At 29.1% G+C, this 23,621-nt stretch carries 18 protein-coding genes; 5 read left to right on the top strand and 13 right to left on the bottom strand.

Going from position 1 to position 23,621, the window contains the following annotated elements; genetic code table 11:
* Positions 1-32: 32 nt before the first annotated feature.
* A complete protein-coding gene (locus LRB30_RS01050; protein WP_231014416.1) occupies positions 33-977 on the bottom strand; it encodes a tetratricopeptide repeat protein in 945 nt (314 codons plus the stop codon).
* Positions 978-1,159: 182 nt separating this feature from the next.
* Here LRB30_RS01050 and LRB30_RS01045 point away from each other — a divergent pair, with 182 nt between their 5' ends.
* Positions 1,160-2,287, top strand: coding sequence for a tetratricopeptide repeat protein (locus tag LRB30_RS01045; RefSeq protein WP_231018636.1), 1,128 nt, complete (start codon positions 1,160-1,162; stop codon positions 2,285-2,287).
* Positions 2,288-2,333: 46 nt separating this feature from the next.
* Here the strand turns inward: LRB30_RS01045 and hisS are convergent, their stop codons facing one another.
* Positions 2,334-3,704: a histidine--tRNA ligase gene (gene hisS / locus LRB30_RS01040; RefSeq protein WP_231014412.1), complete on the bottom strand. Its 1,371-nt coding sequence runs from the start codon at positions 3,702-3,704 to the stop codon at positions 2,334-2,336.
* 132 nt (positions 3,705-3,836) lie between these two features.
* On the opposite strand from hisS, the gene LRB30_RS01035 reads away from it, so the two are divergent.
* On the top strand, positions 3,837-5,726 hold the full coding sequence (locus LRB30_RS01035) for a penicillin-binding protein (RefSeq protein ID WP_231014411.1): 1,890 nt from the start codon (positions 3,837-3,839) through the stop codon (positions 5,724-5,726).
* 10 nt (positions 5,727-5,736) lie between these two features.
* Here LRB30_RS01035 and LRB30_RS01030 read toward each other — a convergent pair whose 3' ends face one another.
* The 5 genes from LRB30_RS01030 to LRB30_RS01010 form a co-directional block, all read right to left on the bottom strand.
* Positions 5,737-7,629, bottom strand: coding sequence for an AMP-binding protein (locus tag LRB30_RS01030; protein WP_231018635.1), 1,893 nt, complete (start codon positions 7,627-7,629; stop codon positions 5,737-5,739).
* 672 nt (positions 7,630-8,301) lie between these two features.
* Positions 8,302-8,610: a PG0541 family transporter-associated protein gene (locus LRB30_RS01025; RefSeq protein WP_231014407.1), complete on the bottom strand. Its 309-nt coding sequence runs from the start codon at positions 8,608-8,610 to the stop codon at positions 8,302-8,304.
* 1 nt (position 8,611) lies between these two features.
* Entirely contained in the window at positions 8,612-11,824 is a 3,213-nt protein-coding gene (locus LRB30_RS01020; protein ID WP_231018634.1) for an efflux RND transporter permease subunit, read from the bottom strand.
* Between the two features lie 18 nt (positions 11,825-11,842).
* A complete protein-coding gene (locus LRB30_RS01015; RefSeq protein WP_231014592.1) occupies positions 11,843-12,796 on the bottom strand; it encodes an efflux RND transporter periplasmic adaptor subunit in 954 nt (317 codons plus the stop codon).
* Between the two features lie 11 nt (positions 12,797-12,807).
* Positions 12,808-14,043 (bottom strand): TolC family protein, encoded by a 1,236-nt coding sequence (locus tag LRB30_RS01010; RefSeq protein ID WP_231014593.1) that lies wholly within the window; start codon positions 14,041-14,043, stop codon positions 12,808-12,810.
* Positions 14,044-14,182: 139 nt separating this feature from the next.
* Between LRB30_RS01010 and yidD the strand changes: the two genes are divergently transcribed.
* Positions 14,183-14,473: a membrane protein insertion efficiency factor YidD gene (gene yidD, locus LRB30_RS01005; protein WP_231014594.1), complete on the top strand. Its 291-nt coding sequence runs from the start codon at positions 14,183-14,185 to the stop codon at positions 14,471-14,473.
* On the opposite strand, the gene LRB30_RS01000 is transcribed toward yidD, so the two are convergent.
* From LRB30_RS01000 to fliD, 5 genes are all read right to left on the bottom strand, one after another.
* Positions 14,462-15,337, bottom strand: coding sequence for a glycine betaine ABC transporter substrate-binding protein (locus LRB30_RS01000; RefSeq protein WP_231014595.1), 876 nt, complete (start codon positions 15,335-15,337; stop codon positions 14,462-14,464). The genes yidD and LRB30_RS01000 overlap by 12 nt on opposite strands.
* A 70-nt stretch (positions 15,338-15,407) precedes the next feature.
* Positions 15,408-16,307 carry an ABC transporter permease gene (locus LRB30_RS00995; RefSeq protein WP_231018633.1) on the bottom strand — a complete coding sequence of 300 codons (900 nt, stop codon included), beginning with the start codon at positions 16,305-16,307 and terminating at the stop codon, positions 15,408-15,410.
* 6 nt (positions 16,308-16,313) lie between these two features.
* Positions 16,314-17,432 (bottom strand): ATP-binding cassette domain-containing protein, encoded by a 1,119-nt coding sequence (locus LRB30_RS00990; protein ID WP_231014387.1) that lies wholly within the window; start codon positions 17,430-17,432, stop codon positions 16,314-16,316.
* A gap of 151 nt (positions 17,433-17,583) precedes the next feature.
* Positions 17,584-18,594, bottom strand: a complete 1,011-nt coding sequence (flaB, locus tag LRB30_RS00985) for a flagellin FlaB (protein ID WP_231014388.1) — start codon at positions 18,592-18,594, stop codon at positions 17,584-17,586.
* A 126-nt stretch (positions 18,595-18,720) separates the two neighbouring features.
* A complete protein-coding gene (fliD, locus tag LRB30_RS00980) occupies positions 18,721-20,718 on the bottom strand; it encodes a flagellar filament capping protein FliD (protein WP_231014389.1) in 1,998 nt (665 codons plus the stop codon).
* Between the two features lie 178 nt (positions 20,719-20,896).
* On the opposite strand from fliD, the gene nagA reads away from it, so the two are divergent.
* The gene (gene nagA, locus LRB30_RS00975) at positions 20,897-22,102 is read left to right on the top strand and encodes an N-acetylglucosamine-6-phosphate deacetylase (protein ID WP_231014390.1); all 1,206 of its coding nucleotides are present in this window, start codon (positions 20,897-20,899) and stop codon (positions 22,100-22,102) included.
* A 26-nt stretch (positions 22,103-22,128) separates the two neighbouring features.
* Positions 22,129-22,935, top strand: coding sequence for a glucosamine-6-phosphate deaminase (gene nagB, locus LRB30_RS00970; protein WP_231014391.1), 807 nt, complete (start codon positions 22,129-22,131; stop codon positions 22,933-22,935).
* Between the two features lie 62 nt (positions 22,936-22,997).
* On the opposite strand, the gene LRB30_RS00965 is transcribed toward nagB, so the two are convergent.
* Positions 22,998-23,609, bottom strand: a complete 612-nt coding sequence (locus tag LRB30_RS00965; RefSeq protein WP_231018632.1) for a superoxide dismutase — start codon at positions 23,607-23,609, stop codon at positions 22,998-23,000.
* Between the last annotated feature and the right edge of the window lie 12 nt (positions 23,610-23,621).

Here is a 23,621-nt window from a genome sequence, read left to right as displayed (position 1 = left end):
TCTCCTAATATCGATTTTTTAGCATCAAGCAACTAATTTACATACTGTTGATAAATACCTAAGTCTATTTCTTTTATGTATAACAAAATTTCATCAATACGTGCTCTATCTTCTTTTATCCTTACATAATGATCAATAAGCCAAAAATATTTATTAATAAGCCTTGGAAGCAATATGCTCTCATTTATTGATCTATAAGACTTTTCTTTAAGTTCATTGCGCAAACTGTAAACAGACTGCTTTAGCTGTCCAAGCTCTATAGGCCTTAACTCTCTTTTAATATTAAAAACACCATTAAGAGAGCCATAAACAGGAATCCATTCTTTTATAAGATCGTCTGAAATGTTTCTTTCAGACTTAATAAGATCTATTAATCTTAAAATCATATCAGACTCAAGAGAATATATATCTATCTTTTGAGGATTAATAAAAAAAGCCTCTCTGAATAAGACTTTAGCTTCTTTAATTTCATCAACCAACGCATAAGAATCAGCAAGCTCTGCAACAACATCTGAGTTATCTTTAAAATCTCCTAATATTTGCAAAAAAACATTAATTGCTCTTTCGTAATTTCCCATACCTTTATAAGACTTAGCAATTTTTATTAAAAGGTCCAAATTTTCTGGATGCATTTTGTATATATTTTTATATATATAAAGACAGGTCTGAAACACAAAATATTTTATAGAATTGCGACCTTGCAAAAAATTACAACCCATCTTTTTCAAATATCGTCCTGCAAAATTATTCCACTCTCTTATTAAAAATTCTGCCTTTTCATAATCTTGACCTATTCTATCAAGGCTTTCAACTTGACCATTCCAATACACAGAACTTTTCAAAGCTGTTAGAATTTCAATATTATCAAAATCAAGAGAATGAGCCTCTTCAGATTTTACTAAAGCTTCTTTGAAATTACCTTTCCTAAAATCTAAATAAATCTCTTTAATCAATTCAACGATTCTTTCTGATGACACATTCCCACCATTTTAAACAATATATACAAACCCCCGCTACACTTTATATAATTATATCATTTATCAATTTTTAGTCAAACAAGAAATTAAGGCAAAATAACAATATTTCATTTATTATTCTTTTAAAGAAAATCTTATATTATAATATTAAAAAGAAAATTGTGGAGTCAAATTCTAGCTATATGGAACCTAATAAAATTATCAATAAATCTATTTATTACTATAATTCAAAAAAATATTCACAGGCAATAAAACTCCTAGAAAAAGAAATTTTTTTCTACAAAAATTACTATTTGTATCACTATGTCTTGGGAATGTCTTATCTTCGTATTGGGAACCTTGGCAATGCTCAAACATATCTTAAAAAAGCTTATACTTTAAACCCAGGTGAATCAAATATAAAACAAGCTATTGCTATACTTTTAGTAAGCCAAGGCAAAGAAGAAAAAGCTATTCATATATGGCTTAAAATGATAGAAGAAAATCAAGAAGTGGATCGATCAGAGCTGTCTCTTGAAATTATTCGAAAAAATCCTATCAAAGATTCTGCCTTTTTTAAAAATAGCAACCTATATGAAAAATTGTTTCCAACAATTAAAGCAATACCCGATAAAAATTCAACAAAGTTAATCATAATAATCATCATAGGGGGGATTGTATTTATTTCAATGTTAGCAATCTATTTTGTTTTTTATGAACAAAAAACAAAAACATCCGCAAATCTAAAAACAGAAATAAACAAAAATTTAAACAATATTGCTGCTTACATTGATGACATTAAAATAAATAACAAAGAAAAAATAAAAAATGAAGAAGGTCAATTCATATTGATACTAACCAGCGACGAAATTAAAAATTCTTTCGAAAAAATCAAAATTTATTTAAAAAAGGGAAAAGATAATTTTGCAAGAGTAGAAATAAATAAAATATTAAATTCAAATGCATCAGAATCAATAAAACTAAAAGCCAAAAATCTTGCAAGTTTTATATCAAGACCAGATTTCATTAGCTTTAATGAACATCTAAACCTAAAAGATATTAAAAAAGATCCATCAATATATTCAAACGTGTATGTAAAATGGGAAGGAGTAGTAAATAATATCGAAAAAAAAGATAACATAATTCAATTTGACTTCTATGTAGGATACAATAAAAATGTACTCTCAGGAATTATCCCAACAAAAACAACCTTTGATATTGATATTGATTTTAAAGACAATGTTGAAATACTTGGACAAATAGAATACAAAAAGAACAAACTTACCTTAAATGCAATAACAATTAGAAAGATAGATAAAAATGCAAATTAATCCTAATGTCTTTACCAAAATTCCAAAAAATAATTAACATTTAAAATTAAAAAGGGGTGCACAGTAATTTTTCATTACATTTGATAAGATTTATTGATTCTTCAAAAGAAAGCAGCAATTCTTCCTTTTTTGTCAAATCCCTTACTTTCATTTTATTTTCTTTATATTCTTCTTGACCAACAAAAATTAAAAATCTTATTTCTTTGCTTAAAGCATATTCTATTTGCTCTTTAATATTTTTACCATTTTTATTTTTAAAATAGACTTCACAAGAAATATTTTTAACCTTGGAATAATCATGATTTCTAAACCTAGTAGCAAGTTCATAATAATAATTTTGCAAAGCACTATCTAAATTTACAATCAAAACTTTAGATCTAGCTTTAGTTACAAATATTTTAACATAACTAAACTTTTCAAGATCAATTATATCCTTTATTCTGTCAACACCAAAAGATCCCCCAACTCCTGAAACTTTTTGAATAGAGTTTGAGAACGAAGAAACCAAATTATCATATCTTCCCCCACTACAAACACTACCCATATTACTACCAAACACCTCAGATTCAAAAACAATCCCTGTATAATAATCAAGCCCACGCGATATTTTAAGATTTAAGTTAAAAGAATCTTGAATTTTTAATAAACTAAGATGCTGAAAAACATCTTCTACTCTCTTGATAGACTCATTATCCCCTAAAATACTTTTTAAAGCTTGTATTTTATCTTTAAAAGTCCCTTGCAAGCTCACTAAATTTAAGATTGAATCTACTGCTTCTTTTTCAATCTCAAGAAGCAACGCTTCTTTAACCTTATCAATTCCTATTTTATCTATTTTGTCAATATTCCTTAAAATAAAAATAGATTTTTCTTTAAGTCCTAATTTTTCAAAAAAAGAATTTAATATACCAAGATGAGAATAATGAATAATAAATTTTTTATTAATACCTTCTATAAAATTCAAAAAAATCTCTTCAAGTCCATAATATACAACAGAAAGAATCTCAGCATCACCCCTAAAACTGTCCTCTCCAACTATATCAAAGTCAAATTGCATAAATTCTCTGTATCTACCCTTTTGAGAATTTTCTCCTCTGAAAACTTTTCCAAATTGAGAGCGTCTGAAAGGAAATTTTAAAGTAGAAATATTTGTAGCAACAAATCTGGCAAAAGGAACAGTTAAATCAAATCGCATGGAAACATCTCTGCCCCCATTATCCTTAAACCTATAAATTTGCTTTTCGGTCTCATCTCCACTCTTTTTCAAAAGCAAATCTGAATATTCAAGAACTGGAGTATCTATTAAGTCGAAATTATAAGAACTAAGAATGCTAAATATCTGTCTAACAATATGAATTCGAATCAAAGAATCCTTAGGTAAATAATCTTTAAAGCCTTTTAAAGTTTTAATATCCATTATATTATACCCTCTGTTATATCGTAATTTACTTTTTCAGATTATAATAACATATAATAATATAGATGCAAAAAAAAATGAATAATTTTTTATTTCATACAGCCATAAAATAATTTAAGAGGTCCAAAATTCATGACCAAAAGAATACTTAATAATAATTACCGCGCAAAAACAATATTAACAATCTTCTTGGGCATAACTTTATTAACCATTTACAAGTATTTCACACTAATGGTTTTTAATAACAGCCCAGACAACATAATATCTTTAAAGTCAAATGATATTACCAGAAGAGGAACAATTTATGATAGAAATGGCAAACCAATAGCATTCTCTTCAAAGTCCTACTCAATAGGAACAAATCCTCAAAAAATAGAAAATATTGTAAGCACATCAGAAACTCTTGGTGCAATACTTCAAATTGATTCAAGAATTTTAAAGGAAAAGCTTTCTTCCAATAAAGGGTTTTTATATATAAAAAGAAAAATAAAAAGGGAAGAATCAGATTTAATAAAAAGAATTCAAGCTGAAGGTAGACTTTCAAACATTACTTTATATCCCGATTATACAAGAATTTATCCCTTTAGACATACCACAAGTAATATTACTGGCTTTGTAGGAACAGATAATCTTGGCCTTGAGGGAATTGAATTTTCTCTAAATAGCATATTAGGAAAAGATAAAACCAAACAACAATTTTTAAATCAAGAGTTAGAAACAAACAACATCTACTTAACAATAGACATGGACATACAACAAGGTGTTAGCAAAATAGCTAAAAAATATTTTAAAGAAAATAATCCTGAAAGTTTAATTACTTTGGTAATGAACTCCCAAAATGGAGAAATATTGTCCATGGTTCAATTTCCTCAATATGATGCGAACTTTTATTCTGAATATCCTGAAAAAATAAGAAAAAACCTTTCTTCATCTCTAACCTATGAGCCCGGAAGTATTAATAAAATTTTTACAGTTGCAATAATATTAGAAAGTGGAAAATTAAATTTGGAAGAAAAATTTTTAGATAATGGAATATATCAAAAACAATTTCCATCAGGAGAAAAAATTACAATCAAAACATTAAATCCTCCCTATAAGTATATCGACTCTACAGAGATTTTAATTTATTCATCAAATGTTGGAATAGCTTACATTACTGAAAAAGTTAGCAATGAATACTTTTACAAAAAACTTTTGGATTTTGGATTTGGGGAAAAAGTTGGATTTCCATTTCCCGGAGAAACAAAAGGACTGTTGAATCATTATTCAAAATGGTCAGGACGAAGCAAAGCTACAATTGGATTTGGACAAGAAATAGGGGTATCAGCGATTCAAATATTACAAGCTGCAAGCATACTAAGCAATAATGGAATAATGTTAAAACCTAGAATAATAAAAAAAATAAGCAACGATAAGGGAGAAAATATTAAAGAATTTGATAAAGAAGAAATAAGAAAAGTAATATCTAAAAATTCAGCACAAAAAGTTTTAAAAATGATGCGAGAAGTTGTAAATAAAGGTGGAATTCCAAATCTTAAGATTAAAAATCTTGACATTTCTGCAAAAAGCGGAACATCTCAAGCTATTGATAGAAAAACAGGTAAATACTCAGAAGAAGATTATACCTCCTCTATATTAGCAATATACCCCACAGAACAACCAAAATATATTATTTATATTGTATACAGATACCCAAAAAAAATAATATATGGAACAAGAATAGCAGCTCCAATGGCAAAAGAAATAATAGAATTTATTGAACACCAACAAAATACAATCGCATATAAAAAAATTAAAATGCCCTCAAAAATCAAGATCCCTAAAACTGAAACCAATTATGAAAACAAAACATACTTGCCAAATTTTATCAACCTTTCCAAAAGAGAAGCAATAGACATACTAAAATATTATAAAAATACTATGAAAATAAAAATAAATGGCAACGGATTTGTTTACAAGCAAAGCATACCTCCCAATACAAAATTGGAAGATATATCAGAACTTGAGCTGTATTTAAAATAATTGGGGTTAATTAAATAAATAAATTTTTAATTTCATTTTTATAAAAATTTAAAATATAGCTTCGCTTAATGTCCATTTTAATAGACATTTCTTTACCAACTTCAAATGGTTTTTCTAGAAGAGTAAACTTTAATATCTGCTCAAAAGGCTTAAATCCATTAGCTTTATTGATTAAGTTTTTTATTTCATCATTTATGGCCTTAAGAACAATATTATTTGCAATAATTTGACGCCTATTATTGGCATCAAAAATTTTTTGCCCAACACTTTCTAGATATTTATTTATTTCTTCAAAATTTGGAAGAATAAGAGCGCCTAAGAATTTTTGATCTTGGCCTACAACAACCGCTTTTTCTATTAATACTGATTCTTCAAGCTTAATCTCAATTGGAGCAGGCTCAACATTCTCTCCATTGTTCAAAACAATTGTATCTTTTTCTCGACCAATAATTTGAACAACATTATCCTTAGATAATTTTGCAATGTCACCTGTGTTTAAAAACCCATCAGGACCAATAATCATACAAGTTGCTTCTTTATCCTTGTAATATCCAAGCATTACTTGGGGCCCTTTTACAAACAAAATTCCCTTTCCAGGTTTTTCAAGTTTATTCCCATCGGCATCTCTAATCTCAGCAACAGTTCCAGGCAAAATTTTACCACAAGTTCCAATAATCACTTTTTTATGCTTATTAGAAGCCACTCCAGGTGAAGTTTCTGTCAATCCATAAGCATTGGCAAGTTCAATGCCAATTGAATTAAAAAATCTAACAACAGGCAACGGCATGCTCCCACCACCAGTAATCCCAACAACAAAATTATTGCCCAAGATCTTATTTATTTTATTAAAAATTAAAATATTCCCCAAGGCTTTAAAAGGAAATAAGCAGATTAATCCAAATATTCCTAAAATTTTCTTTATGGGGAAAAATAAACTAAATCCGTTGTCTGGATAAAGACCCATTACCACCCTATAGCAAATATCACTAAGAAGGGCCGATTTTACAAAAAAATGAAAAATCATTCTAGAAATAAACGGTTTTCTAGAAACTTCTTTGTAAATATTTTGTCTTATTGCAATCCAAAGCCTAGGAACAGCTGCAATATAATGAGGATTAATATTTTTAATATCATCAAGCATTGCCCTTGGAACAATGGTAGAAAACAAACAAACCATACCCTTGAGAAAAATGTTGTAAGAAAAAGACCTTTGAAAGGAATGCCAAATTGGCAAAATGCACATAAATATTTGTCCCACCTGCGTATCAACCATTAAACTAAAACTAGAAACCTGATAAAGAAGGTTAGCATGGCTGAGCATTACCCCCTTTGGATGGCCTGTTGTTCCAGAAGTATATATTATTGTTGCCATATCATTAGCATCAACTTTACTTGCAATCTCAATAATTTCCGAATCTTTTCTTAAGTTATCTCCAAATGAAATACAATCACTATAAGTATAAATTTCAAAATCACTATATTTTAGTTTATCTTCTTGGTTTAAATTTTCAATAATAATAAATATTGGCTTTACTGTAAATTTAATTTGAACAAACATATTAAGAAGATTTAAATTTTCTAAAACAATTATACTTGGAAGAACGGAGTTAAAAATAATTTCAGCTTCAAAAAGAGTAACATCAGAACCCTTTGGAATATCAACAGCACCTAAAGATAAAATTGCAAAATCTATCACGGCCCACTCGGCCCTATTCTCAGAACAAATAAATATTTTATCTTGATGCTTAACATTGATTGACTTTAAAAAGGAAGCAAGCTTTAAAACATTGTTTTTTAAGTCGCCATAAGTAACATGGGCATATCTATTGCAAACTTTATATATTTGAGCAATCTTATCTTTTTGTTGATCAGCCACCTCAAAGAATGCCTTTGCTATTGACATATAATCCTCCTTTTAACAAAGTTAACATGGTTTATTATATCATTATTAACCATAAATTCATAAGGATCATTTATAAAGCCTCCTGCTGCAAAAAGCATACAGAAAGTAAATTAAAATAAAAACCTAAAAAATCAAAACAAAGTTTGAAAAAATATTTAATAAAAAAAATAATTGAAAATCTAAAAGTAAATTTCAATTTTAATATTTTAGCAAGTAATATTTTTTTCAAAATACCAAAAACATTAAATGTTATTCAATTATTTTCACAAACATAAAAATAGTGTTTAGGATCTATTTTATTACCCTTGAAACAATCGAACACTCTTTCTAAAAATCTCCTTATTTTTTCCTTCATAAACACAAGAAATATAATATTCACAGTCTTTAAAATAATATTTATCTGATCATATTTATCTGATTTTGCTAAGAAAAAATTTCTGTAACTATTGAAATAAAATGGTACAATTTATTCTGTAATAAAAATTTATCACTATTTATCATTTAAAACAAAATGCCCACGGGTGTATCAACATAAATTTGATCGCCTGTCTACAATACTCTAAGAATTTTTGAAATATTACAATCTTCCACTTCTCGTATTAAGAACTTTTTAAAAATCATTAACTACTCCTTTATTAACCAAAGCAGTAAATAAAATTTTGCCCTTAAGAATTAATTTTTCAAAACAAAAAAATTAATCCCCTCTGTAGGGTAAGAACTATTCAAATCATCCACAATATCCTTTAATCGATTAACAATAAATTGATTAGAAGTATAAATAATCAAAATAAAATTTTCTTCAGGCCAAACGCCATTACCTTGTTTCTCCCCCTTCTTGCCTTTTCCATAAACATTTCCTATCTTAGAATAATATATGGGCTCTCCTAACTCTTGCTCTATTTTTTCTATACATTCAAAAACATCAAGCTCTAAAGATAAGTTGGAAACTATTTCAATCCTATACTTATAAAATTCAATCATATCATTCCCCATCTTCTTCAAATAAATTATCATAACTACTTTTAGCTGAATTATTAATTTTGAATGATTTTTCAACATCCACATTGGACGTCACTCTTTTTAATCTAGATTTGAAACTTGAAACAATGTTGGAAAAAATTTCAAAAAGCATAGGAATAAAAAACAAAGTAAGAAATGTGCTGGCTGTCATTCCACCAATAAAAGTAAATGCAATTGGCTTTAGAAGTTCATTTCCACTCCCACTAGAAAATGCCATTGGAATAAGCCCTATTATTGAGGTCAAAGAAGACATTAAAATTGGCCTAAGCCTTGAACGACAAGATTCAATAATTGCTTCTCTTAGGTCAAACCCTCTCTTGATCAATAATCCAGTATAATCTATAAGAACAATTCCTGTATTTACCACAACACCAACAAGCATAAGCATACCAATTGCAGCAAAAATAGAAAGTTTTTCTCCTGCAATAAAATGTATAAGTACAACCCCTATTGCCGTTAAAGGAATTGTAAAAATAATAATAAAAGGTTTTAAAAAAGATTCAAATTGAGAAGCCATAATACCAAACACAACAATAACAGCCATCATAATAATTATCTTAAACTGATCCATGATATTTGAAAATTCATTATATTCTCCCTCAACCTTAAGAGTTATGCCTTCTTTATGGGGTACCTTATTATTAATAAAATCTACAACTTTTGCAGTTACTTGGGTTAAATTATCATTTGGAGAAATACCTGCATTAAGATAAATAGTTAAAGCTTGATTTTCTCTGTAAAGAGATTCGGCTTTATTGGTTTTTTCAAAGGTAGCTATTGATGAAAAAGGAATTTTAACTCCAGATGAATTTGTAATAAATATTTTTTCTAAATCTTTTAAATTTTTAACATCCATTCTATCAAGCTTAAGAACAATATCATAATTAAGTCCATTCTCTACATATTGCCCAGCAACAACACCATTAATATTGGCTTTCAACTCATTTAAAATGATATTCATGTCAACACCATAATTATAAGCTAGCGATCTGTCTATCTCAACACCAATTTGAAGTTGGGAATCACTTACGCTAAGCCTTGGATTTACAAGTTCGGGAATTTCCTTTTTCAACATGGAAACTAAAATTTTTCCATAATCTTTTATATATTCAAAATCATTGGCCGAAATTTTAATTTTAATAGAATCTCCACCACCTAAAGCATTGCTACTGGAAGGCTCAATATTAAATTCGGGATAAAGATTTCCAATACGATTCATAATTTTATATTTAATAGAATCGTAATCTACGCTTTGAGTTAGCTTATCTCTTGATTCTTCTTTGAGAGGAAACAATACGTTGAAAGTTATTCTATCAGCACGCAAAATAGCAATAATATTTTTATATCCTTTAGCCTCACTTTTTACAATTTCTAAAAATCTATTAGAATAAAATTTTGCATATTCCAAATTAGTTTTATGGGGAAAATTTAAATTAATAGTAATTGAGTTCTCTTTCCCTCTAGCAAAAGTTGTCACATCTAACAACAATCCTAAAAGCAAGCTGCCAATAAAACTAAAAAAAATAATCACCCCAAAAATCAATTTGTGATTTAAAACTATACTTAATAAATTGATATACAAAAACTCTAAAAAATAATAAATACTAGCAAAAAAGGCATCAATTTTCCTAATAAAAGCATTCTTAATATTCTTTTGAAAACTCGTGTATAAACCGACATAGTGGCTTGATAAAACAGGAACCAAAAAAATCGCAACTAAAAGAGAAACACCTAAGGAAATAACAATCGTAAATGTAAAGTCTTTGAAAAAATCTCCATATACCCCAAGTTCTGATTTGAAAATAAGGAATGGCCCAAAAACACAAATAGAAGTAAAAGTTGAAGATGTAATAGGTAGCATCATCTCCTGAGCTCCGAGAATAGAAGATGAAATAAGCTTTGCTCCTTTTTGCCTATATTTGTATATGTTATCTATTACAACAATTGAACAGTCAACAACCATTCCAATCCCAAGTGCAAGACCCGCAAGACTCATAATATTAAGAGAAATATTTACAAAATACATTAAACAAAAGGTCAAAACAATTGCTATTGGAATAGAAATTCCAATAATTATTGTGGCCCTAAAGCTTCTTAAAAAGAAAAAAATAACAAATATTGCAAGCATAGCCCCAAAATAGGCTGAATTTACTACCGTTGAAATGGACGCTTTAATAAAATCAGTACTATCAGAAGCAATCTCCAATTTCATATCTTTAGGCATAGATAATTTCAATTTTTCTATTTCATTAATAACAACTTTAGAAACTGCAATAGAATTGGCATCACTACGTTTTTGAACCGACAAAGAAATTGAGGGCAACCCATTATACTCAACATATTCTGACAAATCTTCAAAATCGGTTTTAATATTAGCAATGTCTTTGAGTTTTATCTCAATAGGAGATGAATTTATACCGAAAGAAATGTCGGGCATCTTATAAGCTACAACCACATTACTTATCTCTTCAATTGATTTAAATTTGCCAGAAACTTCAACCAAATATTCCAAGTTGTTCTCCAATATATTACCAGCCGAAAGTTCCAAATTTTGAGACGCTATAATTGAAGATATTCTTGATAAAGAAAGACCATAAGACTCCAATCTGTTTTGAGAAACTTCAATTAAAACACGCTTTTTACTTCCCCCATTAACAGTAACAATTGCAACTCCATCAAGCCTTTCAAGCCCGGGCTTAATGATTTCATCAGCATATCTTTTAAGCTCAGAAACTGGCCTTACAGAATTAATAACAATTTCCATTACAGGAATATTTTTAAGATTGTATCTAAAAATTCTAGGGGTCTGTGATTTGCTGGGCAATGAAGATTTTACCAATTCAAGAGCCTCTCGAATTTCATTTAAAACCAAATCCAAATCAGTTCCATGATAAAATTCAAGTGAAACAGTGCTACTTTCTTTAGAAGAAGTGCTATATATATTTTTTAAATTCTTTACTGAGCTCAAGCCACTCTCAAGAACTCTAGAAACGCTCTCTTCAACTTCTCTGGGAGAAGCGCCAGGATAACTAGTGTAAATACTTATTTGGGGAATATCAATTCCCGGCAAAAGGTCTACTTTTAATCTTGAAAAGGTATACAAACTTATCATCAATAACAATGAAAATAAAATCAACATTGTTATTGGTTTGCTAACTATTCTCTTTACCAACATAACACATCCCCCAACAAATTAAATATTGCTTTCGGTTGAAAGACCTTCTTTAGTATCTACCAAATTTATTAGAGTTCCATTAGAAAGAGCAGACATACCTTCTATTACAATTAAATCATTCTCTTCAACCTCACCCGAAAGAGCTACAATGTTGTCTATTTCAAAAAGCACTGTAATGGATAACATTTGAACACTCTTGCTCTCTAAATCAAGCTTAAATACAAATTTCTTGCCCTCTCTCTCAACAACAGCCTCTCTTGGAATCTTAATTACATCTTTAAATCGCTTAGTAATAAGTTTAATTTTAGAAAACATCCCAATAATAAGTTTATCCAAATTACTACCAATAGGGGTAAGATATACTTCTATAGTTCGGCTTTTAGAATCTAAAATAGGAGATATTTCTGAAACTTTAGCTTTAAACTTTTCATTAGGATAAGCCCCAACCTCAATAATAGCATCATTTCCAACTTTAATATTTGAAATATATTTCTCAGACACATAGGTTAAAATTTGCTTTGTATCTATCCTTCCTACTACTGCTATGTTGGATTGAGGATTAACTGTTTCACCAATTTTTTTTGTAATATTTAAAATATACCCTGATATTGGAGCTCTTACAGGACTTTTCAAATATACAGAACCGGGCCTTGAAGGATCAAGAGTTGCAACTATTTGTCCCTGTTGAACATAGGCTCCAAGCTTTATTCTCAAAGAAGTTATTTTGCCCACAGCATCTGGAAAAATATCTGCCTTAACTTTTGTATCTACATCTCCATTTAAAGACAAATAATCACTCAAGATTCCCTTTTTAACCTTCATAGCAATTACTGGAAATCTATAAGGACTTTCTTTCTCCTTATTAATATTTTTGTCATCTAGCTTGTTCTTATTCACACAAGCAAGCAAGACTAAGAATAAAACTAAAAAATATCTTTTTAAATAAAAGTTAAAATTAAAAATCAAATTCATCAAAATACCTCTTAGTCTAATGAATTTATTAAATTTTTATATTCAAGTATAGAATTGGCATAATTTAATTTATCTTCAATGAACTTTAAATCGCTCTGCTTATAAACAAGTTCAATATCATTCAATTTAGAAAGATCCATGACCCCGGAATTAAAAGCATTAAATGCCATTTGATAATTTTTATTCGCTAATTCCACATTAATTTTAGAAGCATCAAGAATTGCTTTATATCTTCTAATGTCCTTTCTTTTTTGCACAATACTAGATTTTAAATTCCTAATTTTACTTTCAACATTGTTTTGTAATATTTTTAGCTGATAGTTGTTATCTTGTATTTTTGTAAAACTCTTTGAAAATGGAAATAATTCAGTTAAACCATAATTTAAACTAAAGGATGCTAAAAATCCAGTTGAAAAACCCTTGGAATTTTCATGAAATGATTTATAAGGAGAGTAAGAAAATGACAAAGAAAGGCTTGGCAAATATGTATCTAACCAAAGCGAACCAATAAGCTGTTCGGTCATTTTTAAGCGCATATTCAAATCCTTAATCTCTAATGATTCATTAAAATTTAATGCCTCATTAAATAAAGAAAAATCTATTGTTTCATCTGGCAATTCGCCAATAATTTCAAAATCTTGATCCGGATCTAATCCTATTAATAATTTGAAAATTTCTTTTGATTTTTCAAAATTAATAATCTGACCATCCAAATCTGGTTGAGATTTTTTATACTTAAGCTGCGCATCAAGAAAATCTATTTCTGATATTATTCCATTATTATAAGCAATTCTAGCTTGTTCAAATTTAAGTTTACTATTTTGTATTTGACTCTCAAAAACTTTCAAGGTGCTCTTTAAAGCTATCAATTGATTGTAAGACTTAAGAACATTTAGCTTGATATTGCGAACAGCACCCTCCCTTTCTATTTTTGCACTTTCATACTCCAACATAACAAGTTGCATTCTCTTTAAAACAGAGGGGGACAAAGAAAGACTAATCCCAACTCCAAACCCAAAACCCCAATAATCTCTCTCAAGTTCACTCGAAGCAGAAGAATTTCTGCTAAGTGTAGAACTAAGGTTAACATTCGGAACAAAAATATTCCACGCATTATTTTTATAAAGTTTTTTTATATTTTCTTTATACAAAGCATTTTTTGAATCCAAGCTATTTTCTAAGGCCATATTTACAGCTTGTTTGGGTGATATTTTAATAATTTCAGCAAAAGAAAAAGAGACGGTCACAAAAATTAAAAAAATTTTTTTAATTTGAAGCCCCCCCTATAATAAAAATCAAAACCTTAAAGTTACAAAAATTAATTAATATTTCAATTCATTTGATTAATTATTATAACATTTATTATATTATAATATAATTCCAAGTATGAACATTTTTAAAATTTTATTTATCTTAAATAATACTCTTATTTTTTTAATAAAAATTTATCAAAACACTTTCTCTAAAATATTTGGACTGCAATGCATATACAAACCTACTTGCTCAAAATATTCAATCGAATGCCTTAAAAAATACAATTTTTTAACGGCCTTAATATTAATGACACTAAGAATAATAAGATGTAATGCATTATTCAAAGGAGGAAACGATTTTATCCCTAAATACAACCCTATTTTAGAATCCTTAAAAGAATTTAAAAAAAGATTAATCAAATAAGGTCTTATATTTTTCTGGAACCCACGTCTTTACAACCTCTTTATTTTTTTCAACAAATTCAACCGCATTGCGGTATTCTTTGCCCGGCTCTTTATCATTTTTATCCATTAAGGGCAATATTAAATCATCGCTCCAATAAAAATGATCGAAAACATAATATACATCAAAATCATCATTTTCAAGATCAAGTCTAACAAGAGTGTGCACACTCTCAATTCCCCCCATAATTAAATCAGGATCATCAAGAAACTTAATATCATACCTAGAAAAAGCCCAATGGGGCTTCCATAAAGGAACTAAAATCCATTCGCTTCTCTTTATTGAAGAATCTAAACTTGCAAGCATAACACTCTCGCTTGAAGGAACTAGCTCATACTCTTTACTTAATCCATAATAATCAAGCGCTTGTTCTGTAACAATCTGAGTTCCCGCACCAGCATCTATGCCAATCACTTTGTTTTTAAACTTGGCGCCCTTACCCTTAAGCTCACTAATGCTAGAAATTGGAACATAACTTGGCACCACAAAACCCTGAATGGTTCCTTCATAATTTGCACCAAGATCAACAAACTTTGTTTTCAGTTTTTCGTAATAAAATTTATCGGCTGTGGGAACCCAAGAAGATACCGTACCATCTACCTTTCCAGATGCTAAGTATTGATACATTATAGACGTAGTAACTGAAAATATTTCTGCATTGTAGCCCATTTTCTCAAAAACAACCTTTAATACATTTGTAGCTGCCGTTTCTCCACCCCAATTCACATATCCAATTTTTACCGATTTTAAATTCTTTGAACTCTTTTTTTCATCACAAGACAAAAAAGTAAGAAAAATACAAAAAATAATGAATAATTTATTCATAAAGAAATCTCCATTTCATAAAGTAATCTACAAAACCCAATAAACAATTTAGACATAAAATACTATCCGCTTATTTATTATATATTTCTAAAAATCTTTTAAATTTATTTTCTCTCTTTCCACCATAATGATCTGTGTTTAAATAGCTAAATTTAATAAAGATAGATTGCATAATCCTATCTAAAATAATAGCTATAATAACAACTGCTAATCCAGATATTAAACCCTCACCAAAATTTAATCTTTCTATAGAGTAGATCACAGTTCTGCCCAAACCAGACGATCCAACCATTGCAGCAATTACTATCATAGATATAGCCATCATTATTGACTGATTAATGCCTTCAATTATACTCTGAAGAGAAAGAGGAAGCTGAACTTGAAAAAGAATGCGCAAATTACTACTACCAAAGGACTTAGCAGCTTCTATTACTTCATCTGAAACTTGAACAATTCCCAGCCTTGTATATCTAATAACAGGGGGCATAGCAAAAACTATTGTAGCAAAAATAGCAGAAGCTGTACCCATTCCAAAAAAAGGAATAGCGGGAATCAAGTAAATAAAAGGAGGCATGGCTTGCATTAAATCTAGAATGGGTTTTAAAAAAACATAAAACCTTGGGAAATACCCCCCCAAAATACCTATAGGAATTCCTAAAATAACAGAAACTAATACAGAAACAAATATTATAGCTATTGTATCCATTGAAGCTTCCCAAAGATTAAAATACAAAATAAAAAAGAATCCGGGTGAAATTAAAAATATTAATCTCTTTTTTAAGAAAACAAAACTCAACAAACATACAGTCAAAATAAAAAGAAGTGGATTAACAAAAAGAAATAAATTTTTCAAATTTTCATATAAAAAAATTATACTTTTAGAAAAACCTACCCCTTCAGAAATTGAAAAATTATCAACCAAAAAATCAAAAAAATTATCTATTTTTAATATAAAAAAATCTTTATTCATAAATTCCTATCTTGATAATAAATAAGAGATTTCATTTAAACTAATATACCCGGTAATAGTTCCCTTTTCTTTTATTATTAAATAATCTTGCTTATTCAAATATTCAACAATTTTTTTTATCTCATCATTTAGATCTAAATCTAAAGATACAAGATTATCATATCCTTTATTAAGAACTTTGTCATACAAACTAAAATTTTCGCCTTGACGTTTAATAATAACATTTAAACCATTATCACTACTAGAATTTAAATCAAAATCATCCTTTAAAATATCTTTTATTTTTAAAATATTTAAAACAGGTAAATTTTTAATAAAATTAGATATAAAATCTGTACTAGGATTGGCTAAAATTTCTAAGGGTTTACCAACTTGAATAATTTTTCCATCTCTCATAAAAGCAATTCTATGTCCCAATTTAAAAGCTTCATTTAAATCATGAGTAATAAACACAACTGTTTTTTTAAGTTTGGCAACCAACCTTAAAAGTTCTTCTTGCATTTCTCCTTTAATCAAAGGATCAAGTGCAGAAAAAGCTTCATCCATTAAAAGAATATCTGGATTAACCACCAATGCTCTTGCTATTCCAACTCTTTGCTTCATTCCTCCAGAAAGTTCATTAATATACTTATATTTTGAATCTTCAAGCCCCACAAGATTTAACACCTCAATAGCACGCTCTTCTCTGATCTTTCTAGGAATACGTTTGACCTCAAGTCCATAAGTAACGTTTCTCAATACATTCATATGTGGGAAAAGTCCAAAGTTTTGAAAAACCATTGCAAATTTATCTTTTCTTAAATTAGAAAGATCTTTGCGATTTATAGCATTCATTTCCATATTATTTACCAAAATAGACCCTGAATCTATTTTATGAATACCATTTAAACATCTGACTAAAGTAGACTTGCCACAGCCTGACATACCCATAATAACTAAAATTTCATTTTCATAAACATCAAGATTAATATTGGCATTTGCAATAAAAATAAAAGATTCTTTGTAGATTTGCATTCTATCTTTGCCATCTTCATAGTCTTTTATAGCTTGACTTATCCGCTTTTTGTCAACATAATAAGAAAATACTTTATAACAATCTTTAATTTTAACAGCAACCCTACTCAAAGCAAACTCCTCAATAAGCCTGCATTATACTTTATAACACATCATTATAAATTATACTAAAATTATTAAATTTTTACCGATCTGAAATAAAAAAACAAAAGATCCTTTAAAGGATCTTTTGTTAATAATTTGTACCAATTAAATTAGAATTTTATCTAAGCAATGACAAAACATATTGGGGAACTTGATTAGCCTGCGCAATCATTGCCATTGCAGATTGTGTTAAAATACTATTAGTTGTAGCAGCTACAACCTCATCTGTCATTGTAGCATCTTTTATTTGAGCATAAGATGCTTTTAGATTTTCAATTGCATACTCAGTACTATCCTTTATAGATTCAAGTCTATTTTGGAAAGCACCTAAATTTGCCCTTTGATCACTTATCATTCTAATAGCACTTTCTATTTTAGCAAGTGATGTATTAGCATCAACTGTAGTTGTAACATTAACAGGAGAATTAACTCCGCCTTGAGAAGGTGCTGTAGCAGGTGCTGGCTGTTGAGCTCCTTCCTGTTGAACACCTTCTTGAACAGGTGCAGCCTGAGCAGTTTGAGCTCCCTCACCAGAGAAAAGATTTGCAACATTAGCTGCATAAATATTTACAGCAATAGCTTCATCTTGGTTTGCTCCAACATGAACTCTTAAAGTCCAAGAAGCTTGAGACCCTGAAAGTGATGCTGGAGTGTTAATTTTTGCAGGTTGCATTCCAAGCTCTTCGGCTGTTCTTACATTTTGAGAAGCAGATTTGTTTGATAACATGTGCATTTGGTTATATTGAGCTTGATCAGCAATTCTATTGATTTCGTCTGTAAGTTGCTCTATTTCAATTTGTATAGAACCTCTGTCGGCATCTGAATATGTACCGTTACCTGATTGAACTGCTAATTCTTTCATTCTTACTAAGACTTTTTCTACTTCATTCAAATTCCCTTCTGTTGTCTGAATAAAATTTATAGCCTTTGAAGTATTTCTAGAAGCTTGTGACAAACCTCTTATTTGAGCATTAATCTTACCAGAAACTCCCATTCCAGCAGCATCATCAGAAGCTCGATTAATTCTGTACCCACTAGAAAGCTTTTCTTGAGTTTTACTAAGATTGGCAGCATTAATACCATTATTTCTTGAAGCATTAATAGCTGATGTATTATGATTTATAATCATATATCATTCCTCCATGATAAAATTTAGTTATTTATTTTTGGCAAATCCTTTTGCCTGTTAAAAAGAATAGCACAAAAATTTAAAAAAAAGAAACGCAAACGGCAATAGCATTAAAAATAATTGTTATTATTTATTTCTTTGATTAAAATCAAAAGCCCTTAATGTATTTTCCTGATCTTTCATGCGCTTAACGGTAAAATCTAGGGTATTAAGCTCACCTTCCACTTTTCTCTCTCTATCTTCGTACTTCTTTTTATAATCTTCAACTTTATTTTTTTGATTAAAAATTTTCAAGTCGTAATTTTTTATTTTATTATAAATAACTCCTCCAGAAGCCACAAGAGGTCCCAGACAATCTCCTAGCATTTTAGCAATTCCATTATCATATACTCTGTCACCATTAAGGTCAAATAAAAAAAGTTCTCTAACATTATCGATATTATTACGAATCGATTCATCAAACTTTTTCTCATCAAGTCTTAAATATCTAGAAAGTCCTCCAGAAGAAGAAATGGAATTAGTAAAAACTCCCATCTGATTAATTATTGAAAAATTAGGATCACTAGTAACATAAGGCTTAAAAATTATTGATTCTAATCTGGACTTAAGATTTTTTAATAAAAATTCAGATCTTAAAATACCTAAATTTTTATAAGCCTCTTCTTTTTGAGAATCACTAAGATAAGTCAGCTCTTCAATTATATTAGACTTTTGATTATTGGGTTGATCTTCATTAGAGCTTACAATATTAATCTCAGCAAGAACTTCATTGTAAGCACCAATAAAATCCAAAAGAACCCTCTTGATCCCTTCATAATCGGGCTCTATTTTAGCCTCAACCATATAACTTGAGGCTTTTTTTAAACTTAATGTCACATTTGGAACTAAATCATTTATAACATTTGAATCTCTCTCAACATCTACTCCATCAAATTTAATTTTTGCATTTTCAGCAAAACTTTTAGCATTTATTGGCAAATGACCATCTCTATTTTTTGGATCAAAAATTTCAACATTGCTAATCACAATTACTTTATTATTTGCTTTATTTTCAATATTTATTTCTTCCAAATTAGAAAGAACTCCAACATCAACTTCAACTTCTTCAAAATTATTTGAAATATTTATTAAAGGAAGCTCTAAAGAACCCTCCTTGCCACATATTTTAACCATATTCATTTGAATATATTTTTTTTCCAAAGGAGTTTTTAAATCAGATCCAAAATCAACTACACTATCTTCACTCTCAACTTTTGCATCCTTAAACGTAGCCCCTCCGGGATTAAAAATAATCTTGCTATCAGGCTCTTCTAAGCCCGTATCAAAATACTTAACTTCAAATTTAATTTTACTCCTAGATGTAATTTCAATATCTTCGGGAATTTCAATTGATACCTCTGAAAGCGGATTCAAAACAAGGTTATTGTTCTCAAAAGAAAGTTTATTGTTACTGCTAGATTGATTTGCAACAATATCTGAAAGATTAGGGTTAAAATTAGTTTTAAGTTCACTTAAAATTCCAATTTGCTTAGCAAAAGACAATCCTTTCCCTTTTATAACAAGTTTATTTTCTTTACCTTCCTTTAAAGATTGTAAAACAAAACGACTATTCCCATTTTTATCACTTTTTACTATTTTTGCAGATAAAAAGCCCTTTCCCTTGTTATTAATATCCCTCACAAGTAAATCAATGTTACCATTACTTTTTACATTAATTTCTTTCTTGCCAACTAAAAATATATAATCCCCCTCAGGGATTGTAACTTTTTTAGGATCAAAATTTGAAGACAAAAACACATCGGCTGATGCTATTTGATCAACAATTAATTTGTGAGTCTCATTCTTAGCTCCATATCTAGTAGACAAGGTTAAAACTTCGCTATTACCAGAATTTCCTGACATTAGATTAAAAGGACTGTTAAGCGATGTAAGTTCTTTTGCAAGAGAATTTAAAGTAGAAATTTTTCTATTAATTAGCTGCCAAGCACTTTTCTCTTGTTCTAAAGATTCAAGTTTCTTAAAAGAAGAATCGATTTTAGCTTTATCGGACTTAAGCATGGATTCACGAATTTCTTTGGTATTGTATTTACTCTCAAGTCCAGGAACAAAAAATCCTGATGCCAAAATAATGCCCTCCGGGGTAAATTATATCATTAATAAAATTGAAAATAAAATATAATATGCAATAAACAAAAAACATAAAATTCAAGTATCTAAATCAATTTAAAATAAAAAACATAAAAAGTAAAAACTTTAAAAAAATTTAATGTTTATAGTAAAATAAATTAAAAGGAGCATAAAAATGCCAAATTTTTGCTTATTCAACTCAAAATCCGTTTTAACTGGGAACGATAAAATAGATAATTCAGCAGTACTAATTAAGGATAATAAAATTTTTGATATTGTAACGTCTGATAGGCTTAAAAAAATGGATCTTGAAGAATACCAAATGATTGATACAAAAGGCAATTATATAACTCCCGGACTTTACGACAATCATATTCATGGATTTCACGGTCATGGGACAGATCAGTGTTCAACAGAATCAATACTTAAAATGTCAGAACATTTAGCACAATACGGTGTAGTAGGATTTTTGCCAACTCTTTATCCAAGACCAATAGATGAAATGATTGAAGCAATAAAAGCTTGCACAGCAGCAATTGGTAAAGAAAAGGGAGCTAAAATTTTAGGACTTCACCTTGAAGGACCATTTTTTTCTCCTGAAAAAAATGGAGCCCATCCCGTTTCCCATCTTCATGAACCCAGTATTGAAGTTATGCAAAAATTAATAGATGCAGCTGGTGGAGTATTTACAGGATCAAACGGCAAAAGAAAAACACATATAAGTACAATGACCGTTGCTCCTGAGCTTAAGGGCATGAGAGATCTTGCAATATTTTGCCTTGAAAACAATATAAACCTTCAAGCAGGACACACAAATGCAACATATGAAAATATGATAGAAGGATTTCAAGTTGGAATACTTCACACAACTCATTTTTTCAACGCAATGTCAAAACTTGATCACAGAAATCCAAATGCAATAGGAGCGGTGTTAATACACGGCGATGTTTCTTGTGAAATTATTGCAGATGGCCACCATATACACCCAAAATTAGTTTTAATGCTTAGAAAACTTAAAGATATAAGTAAAATAGTCCTTGTAACTGATGGACTTACTCCAAATTGTCAGACTTGTGGAAAACTAATTGCAAACGGAGACGAAGTTTATATTGCAGAAGATGGATTATTCCATAGCGTAAAAAACAACACAATAGCTGGATCAACACTCACAATGATACAAGGTCTTAAAAACTTAGTAGAATTTGGATACAGTTTAAGTGATGCTGTTCAAGCAAGCTCCTACAATCCAACAAGAATTCTAAATATTGATGAAAAGGGATTAATATGTCACGGATATGATGCAAACATCAATGTCTTAGATAAAGATTTTAATCTGAAGTTAACAATGATAGAATCTAAAATAATTTTTAACAATCTATAAATTTAAACCATTTTAAGGAAATAGTAATGAGATTAATAATTAGACCTACATATGAAGACATATCAAAGTGGGCAGCCAATCATGTAGCACAAAAAATTAAAAAATTTTCTCCAACAAAAGAAAAGCCATTTATCCTTGGACTTCCAACAGGAAGTTCTCCAATTGGTATGTATAAAAATTTAATTGAATTAAATAAAGATAAAAAAATTTCATTTCAAAATGTCATAACTTTTAACATGGATGAATATATAGGAATTGAAAAAAATCATCCTCAAAGTTACCATTCATTTATGTGGAAATTTTTTTTTTCTCACATTGATATCAAAAAAGAAAACATAAATATACTAAATGGAAATGCTTTAGATCTTGAAAAAGAATGTGAAGAGTATGAAAAGAAAATCAAATCTTTCGGAGGAATTATGCTTTTTGTAGGTGGAATCGGACCTGATGGTCACATTGCTTTTAACGAACCAGGTTCCTCCTTAACATCAAGAACAAGAATTAAAACTTTAACCCAAGATACAATCATTGCTAATTCAAGGTTTTTTGAAGGCAATCTGAACAAAGTTCCCAAAAGTGCGTTAACCGTTGGAGTTGGAACAATTATGGATTCACAAGAAATTTTAATAATAGTAAATGGACATAGCAAAGCAAGAGCATTAAAGCACGCTATTGAAAAAGGTATTAATCATATGTGGACAATTAGCGCACTTCAATTACATAAAAATGCAATCATAGTGTCTGATAAAAATGCAACTTACGAATTAAAAGTTGGAACAGTAGAATACTTTAATGACATAGAAAGAGAAAGCTTTAATAATGATTTAAAATGAATTAATTAAAATTTTAAAGTAAAATACTATTATTCATAACAAACTCTTTCTAAAAATAAAGGCTAATTGTTAGCTTCATTGTAAATTTTTGAAACTTCTTCCCAATTCAACCCCTTTAAAAATGCATCAACATATTCAATTCTTCTATTTTGATATTTAAGATAATAGGCATGCTCCCAAACATCAATACCTAAAATTGGTTTATAAGACTTCATTAACGGACTGTCTTGATTAGGCATTGAAATAACCTTAAGTCCGCTATCAGGGCACAATACTAGCCAAGCCCAACCACTTCCAAAAATTTTCATCGCAGTATCTTTCAAATTAGCCTTAAGAACATCTAGGCTTCCAAAAGCTGTATTAATATCATCTTTAAACTTTTCAAAAAGATTATCCTTGTTTCCTGGCCTTAAAGTTCTAAAATATAAAGTGTGGTTAGAATAGCCTCCAGCATTATTTCGTATTAAAGTTTGAAATTCTTCTGGAAAATCATGAATATTTTCTAGTATGCTTGACACATCTGTGGAATGAATTTTCCCCACTTTTTCCAAAATGGAATTCAAATTCATTACAAAACCATTATGGTGCTTTCTGTGATGAATTTCCATAGTTTTAGCATCAATATAAGGCTCAACAGCATCATAATCATAACCAAGTTCTGGCAACTTAAACATAAAACCTCCTGT

Origin of the sequence: Borreliella americana (assembly GCF_021043605.1) — a bacterium.
Taxonomy (GTDB): domain Bacteria; phylum Spirochaetota; class Spirochaetia; order Borreliales; family Borreliaceae; genus Borreliella; species Borreliella americana.
The sequence above is the reverse complement of the archived record's forward strand: the minus strand, read 5'-3'. Positions and strand labels throughout refer to the sequence as shown.

Coding starts and splice junctions, on each gene's coding strand:
- LRB30_RS01045 (WP_231018636.1), top strand. CDS start 1,160: ATGGAACCTAATAAAATTATCAATAAATCTATTTATTACTATAATTCA.
- hisS (WP_231014412.1), bottom strand. CDS start 3,704: ATGGATATTAAAACTTTAAAAGGCTTTAAAGATTATTTACCTAAGGAT.
- LRB30_RS01035 (WP_231014411.1), top strand. CDS start 3,837: ATGACCAAAAGAATACTTAATAATAATTACCGCGCAAAAACAATATTA.
- LRB30_RS01030 (WP_231018635.1), bottom strand. CDS start 7,629: ATGTCAATAGCAAAGGCATTCTTTGAGGTGGCTGATCAACAAAAAGAT.
- LRB30_RS01025 (WP_231014407.1), bottom strand. CDS start 8,610: ATGATTGAATTTTATAAGTATAGGATTGAAATAGTTTCCAACTTATCT.
- LRB30_RS01020 (WP_231018634.1), bottom strand. CDS start 11,824: ATGTTGGTAAAGAGAATAGTTAGCAAACCAATAACAATGTTGATTTTA.
- LRB30_RS01015 (WP_231014592.1), bottom strand. CDS start 12,796: ATGAATTTGATTTTTAATTTTAACTTTTATTTAAAAAGATATTTTTTA.
- yidD (WP_231014594.1), top strand. CDS start 14,183: ATGAACATTTTTAAAATTTTATTTATCTTAAATAATACTCTTATTTTT.
- LRB30_RS01000 (WP_231014595.1), bottom strand. CDS start 15,337: ATGAATAAATTATTCATTATTTTTTGTATTTTTCTTACTTTTTTGTCT.
- LRB30_RS00995 (WP_231018633.1), bottom strand. CDS start 16,307: ATGAATAAAGATTTTTTTATATTAAAAATAGATAATTTTTTTGATTTT.
- flaB (WP_231014388.1), bottom strand. CDS start 18,594: ATGATTATAAATCATAATACATCAGCTATTAATGCTTCAAGAAATAAT.
- nagA (WP_231014390.1), top strand. CDS start 20,897: ATGCCAAATTTTTGCTTATTCAACTCAAAATCCGTTTTAACTGGGAAC.
- nagB (WP_231014391.1), top strand. CDS start 22,129: ATGAGATTAATAATTAGACCTACATATGAAGACATATCAAAGTGGGCA.
- LRB30_RS00965 (WP_231018632.1), bottom strand. CDS start 23,609: ATGTTTAAGTTGCCAGAACTTGGTTATGATTATGATGCTGTTGAGCCT.